Below are 3,555 nucleotides of genomic sequence, written 5' to 3'. Positions count from 1 at the left end.
ACTGAACTCAAGCAGATTGTCTGGAACAACTCAAGAATTCGGCAGATCGGCACGCCGGAAGTGCCTGCGTCTTCGCAACGTCGGGCGTTCAAGCGCCATGCATCGATTCGCCGCACGCGGCATGGGCTCGCGGAGCGTGCCGGTGCGGGATCGGGTACTGGCACGCTCCGCGAGCCGATCGGCAATCGGGGCGTCCGTCATTCGGTGAGGCGCCCGCACATCGCCGAGAAGCCGAGGCGCGCTGTTCTCCTACCGCCAAAACGCGCCGCATCGAGGTGTGAGCGTCTGTCATGACGTGGTCCCAGCAGTCGTGGTGCAATCGGGTCATGGTCGACTTGACGGCACTCCCTCCGGGGCTCTACCGCGGAACGGTGAGCGGGGAGGAGAGCGGTGACTGTCAGTGCCGCATCGAGGTTCGGAGGTTGACCGAACACGCGCTGAGCCTCGACTACGAAGCCGTCGGTCTCGACGGTCTCCAGCACGTCGAACACACCATCGTGACGTCATCAGCTCTGCACGTCACCGCCGGCGAGTTCCCCGACGTGGTCACCTTCCGGATGTCAGCGACTGGACAGTACGTCGCTGATGGTGCCCCGTTTCCCATGGAGATTCACGCAGGCTGGGACGGCGGGTCCCTGACGTGGGCCTGGCACTGGGCGGTTCCCGGTGAGGACTTGCGGGAGAAGTCCCGTGCGACGACGCGGCCGGTGCGCTGACGACGGATGCGACGAGCCTCGAGCGGTGCGCCGTACCACAGCGGGATCCGCTATCGGTGCCGCTGTCCCGCATTCGACACCTGAGCGGAACGCCGGTGCTCGCTCGCCGTCGCGCCGACGAAGGCGGTCCCTCAAGGTTCCGACTGCGGTACATCTGGATCTGGCGACCGACGTCCTGCGCCGCGGGACGCTCAAGAAGCGCGAACGGGCCGGCGCCGGTCAGGGGTCCCTGCGCCGACCGGGTCGGACCCAGTGGGCTCCCAGGCCGCAGCCCACTGGGCAATGGACTCGATCACCGGCGCCAAGGAGTGGCCCTTGGTCGTCAGCGTGTAGTGCGGCACGGTGGTCGCGAAGGAGGAGGCGCGTTCCACCACGCCCTCGCGCTCGAGCTCGCGGAGCCGCTGCGCGAGGAGCCGATCGGTGAGCCCGGGGATTCTCGAGCGGATCTCGCCGAAGCGGTCGGCTCCGTCGAGCAGTGCGCGGATGATCGGGCCATTCCAGCGCCGCCCGATCAGCTCGACCGCGCGGTGGAAGACCGGACAGTAGCCATGTGTCTCGTCCATGCAGACAACCTCCCCGCCCACGAGTCGCCGGACCTTGACTCTTGCCAGCGCCATTCTCGGCATGGTACTCCTTGGGTAACTTACAAAGAGTAAGTAAGACTTCGCGTACGAGGAGCTCTCATGGACGTTCTGGTCCTCGTCGGCCGGATCTTGTTCGCTCTCCTGTTTCTGGGCGCCGGGATGGGCCACTTCGCCCAGCGGGAGATGATGACCGGCTACGCGGCGAGCAAGGGCGTGCCGGCAGCCAAACTGATGGTGCCCCTCTCTGGTGCGGTGGTCATTCTGGGCGGTCTCATGGTGGCCATCGGGGTCTGGCCGGACCTCGGGACCCTGCTGCTAGTCGCCTTCCTGGTGCCGACGGCGGTACTGATGCACGGCTTCTGGCGCGAGACCGACGCGGCGAGCAAGGCCAACGAACAGACGCAGTTCCTCAAGGACCTGTCCTTGGCGGGCGCCGCGCTGGCTCTGTTCGCTTTCTTCGCCGCCGAAGGCAACGACCTGGGCCTGGTGGTCCTCGGCCCCCTGTTCACGCTGTGACCGGCTCGCTGACCGACCTGCCTGCCCGCAAGGGCGTCAGGCCGCGGGCCACGTTGAGCAACCCGCACACCCAGCTCGATCAACAACCCGACGACGACCGGCCGCGCCGCCTCCTGGAGGAGCGGCTCGCCCAGTTGCCCGGCGTCGTCTGGCGGCCCAGCATGATCTCGGTCCCCGGAGCGCGCGCCCTGACCCTGCCGGCAGACGACGCACAGGGCCCGCCCGGGGCCTTCATGATCGGCACCGAGTTCGCTCACCTGCACCCCGCCCCGGACCACTCCCTGCACCTGGTGCTGCCGCCCGACGTCGCCTCCCACGTGATCGAGGCAGGGTGGGCAGAGCAGCACCCGGTCGCCCGCCGCGGCCTGATCACCTCGGGCGCGGTGATGGTCTACGCACCCCGCGACGAGGAGGAGGCAGAGCTGGTCGCCCAGATCGTGACGGCCGCCTTCGAGTACGCCACCAACGCCCCGGCCTGACCAGCCGTGCTGCCAGAGTGCCGCTCTGACCCGGCATCCGGGCCAGTCCGGGGGACCAGTCTGACGAAGATGGAGTCGACCATCATGCGCATCCACGAGCTCGGCCACCTGGTGCTCTATGTCCGCGACCTGGAGCGCTCCCGCCGGTTCTACCGAGATGTGCTCGGTTGGAACGAGATCCGCGGGGAGGTCCCACTGCTGGTCCCGGCGGCGGCGTTCTCCTCCGGACGCACCCACCACGAGCTGCTGCTGATCGAGGTTGGCTCGGCCGCGGCGCCGATGCCCCCGGGACGCCGAGTGGGCCTGTACCACTTCGGCCTGAAAGTCGGTGACAACGACGACGACCTGCGCGAGGTCATGCGTCACCTGAGCCAGCACGGGGTGCACATCCACGGGGCCAGCGACCACACGGTCACCCACTCGCTCTACATCGCCGACCCGGACGGGCACGAGATCGAGCTCTACGTCGATGTGATGGCGACCGAGGAATGGCTCGCCGACCCATCGTTGGTCTTCGCCCCGATCCGTCCCTTGCGTCTTTGACATTCCGTGGACGCCGGGATCGGTGCAAGCGGCAGCGGTTGCCACCAGCCCACAGTCCTGCCCACGCGTGGTCGAGCATGCGACGTGCCTGCCTCGTCCAGCAACTGCTGACCGAACGGGTCCTGGCTCCGCTCCGAACGTGCGACACATCGGTCACCGTGTCGGCGACCAACACGCACCGGCTGCTCCCCGGTCACTCAGCCCAGGCACGGTCGGCCCCGTCCACCGTTGAAGGACCTCATGCCCGCGGCCGGCAGCGCGCGGTCCAACGCCGACGACATGCTGAGTTTCCTGGCCGCCTGCCTGCAGCCGCTACCTGGAGTTCTCGGCGAGGCCCTCGTCTTGAGCGGCCTGAAGCCAGACTGGCGGCGCGAATCCAAGCCGGGCTCTGCTGGCTCCTCCTCAGCCCCCGGCCGGCGACCGCGTGGTGTGGCAAAACGGCGGCCCCTGAGGCTTCCGCTCCTTCGCCGGCTTTGCGCCCGACCAGAACAGCGCCGCAGTCGTGACGTCACACACGCCCGCAGCGTCGATCGCATCGGGGCCTGAACTCACCCAGGATCTGGGCATCCAAGGACATGGGCACGTCTCGTAAGCGGATCCGCGTGCGGCGAATCGATGCTGGCGCTTGCGCGCCCGACGTTTCGAAGACGCAGGCACTTCCGACGTGCCGATGTGTCGAATTCTTGAGTTGTTCCAGACAACCTGCTTGAGTTGAAG

At 67.7% G+C, this 3,555-nt stretch carries 6 protein-coding genes; 5 read left to right on the top strand and 1 reads right to left on the bottom strand.

Annotated elements, in window-relative coordinates; genetic code table 11:
* Together EUA06_RS22840 and EUA06_RS22165 are read left to right on the top strand one after the other, a co-directional pair.
* Nucleotides 1–294: hypothetical protein (locus EUA06_RS22840; RefSeq protein WP_207208498.1), on the top strand; the 294-nt coding region annotated here is incomplete at its 5' end.
* A gap of 32 nt (nucleotides 295–326) precedes the next feature.
* Nucleotides 327–716 carry a hypothetical protein gene (locus tag EUA06_RS22165; RefSeq protein WP_129479855.1) on the top strand — a complete coding sequence of 130 codons (390 nt, stop codon included), beginning with the start codon at nucleotides 327–329 and terminating at the stop codon, nucleotides 714–716.
* Nucleotides 717–907: 191 nt separating this feature from the next.
* Here the strand turns inward: EUA06_RS22165 and EUA06_RS22160 are convergent, their stop codons facing one another.
* Complete coding sequence (locus tag EUA06_RS22160; RefSeq protein ID WP_207208497.1) at nucleotides 908–1,279, bottom strand: winged helix-turn-helix transcriptional regulator; 372 nt, start codon at nucleotides 1,277–1,279, stop codon at nucleotides 908–910.
* 120 nt (nucleotides 1,280–1,399) lie between these two features.
* On the opposite strand from EUA06_RS22160, the gene EUA06_RS22155 reads away from it, so the two are divergent.
* The 3 genes from EUA06_RS22155 to EUA06_RS22145 all read left to right on the top strand — a co-directional run bounded on the left by EUA06_RS22155 (nucleotide 1,400) and on the right by EUA06_RS22145 (nucleotide 2,838).
* Nucleotides 1,400–1,816: a DoxX family protein gene (locus tag EUA06_RS22155; RefSeq protein ID WP_129479853.1), complete on the top strand. Its 417-nt coding sequence runs from the start codon at nucleotides 1,400–1,402 to the stop codon at nucleotides 1,814–1,816.
* Entirely contained in the window at nucleotides 1,813–2,295 is a 483-nt protein-coding gene (locus tag EUA06_RS22150) for a luciferase domain-containing protein (protein ID WP_129479851.1), read from the top strand. The genes EUA06_RS22155 and EUA06_RS22150 overlap by 4 nt, the downstream gene beginning before the upstream one ends.
* A gap of 69 nt (nucleotides 2,296–2,364) precedes the next feature.
* The gene (locus EUA06_RS22145; protein ID WP_207208496.1) at nucleotides 2,365–2,838 is read left to right on the top strand and encodes a VOC family protein; all 474 of its coding nucleotides are present in this window, start codon (nucleotides 2,365–2,367) and stop codon (nucleotides 2,836–2,838) included.
* The last annotated feature ends 717 nt before the right edge of the window (nucleotides 2,839–3,555 follow it).

Source organism: Nocardioides glacieisoli, assembly GCF_004137245.1.
In the GTDB taxonomy this organism is placed as follows: domain Bacteria; phylum Actinomycetota; class Actinomycetes; order Propionibacteriales; family Nocardioidaceae; genus Nocardioides; species Nocardioides glacieisoli.
This window is presented reverse-complemented; position numbering and strand designations above follow the sequence as displayed.

What these genes read in the sequence shown, in the direction of transcription:
- EUA06_RS22155 (WP_129479853.1), top strand. Translation starts at nt 1,400, where the DNA reads ATGGACGTTCTGGTCCTCGTCGGCCGGATCTTGTTCGCTCTCCTGTTT.
- EUA06_RS22165 (WP_129479855.1), top strand. Translation starts at nt 327, where the DNA reads ATGGTCGACTTGACGGCACTCCCTCCGGGGCTCTACCGCGGAACGGTG.
- EUA06_RS22160 (WP_207208497.1), bottom strand. Translation starts at nt 1,279, where the DNA reads ATGGACGAGACACATGGCTACTGTCCGGTCTTCCACCGCGCGGTCGAG.
- EUA06_RS22145 (WP_207208496.1), top strand. Translation starts at nt 2,365, where the DNA reads ATGGAGTCGACCATCATGCGCATCCACGAGCTCGGCCACCTGGTGCTC.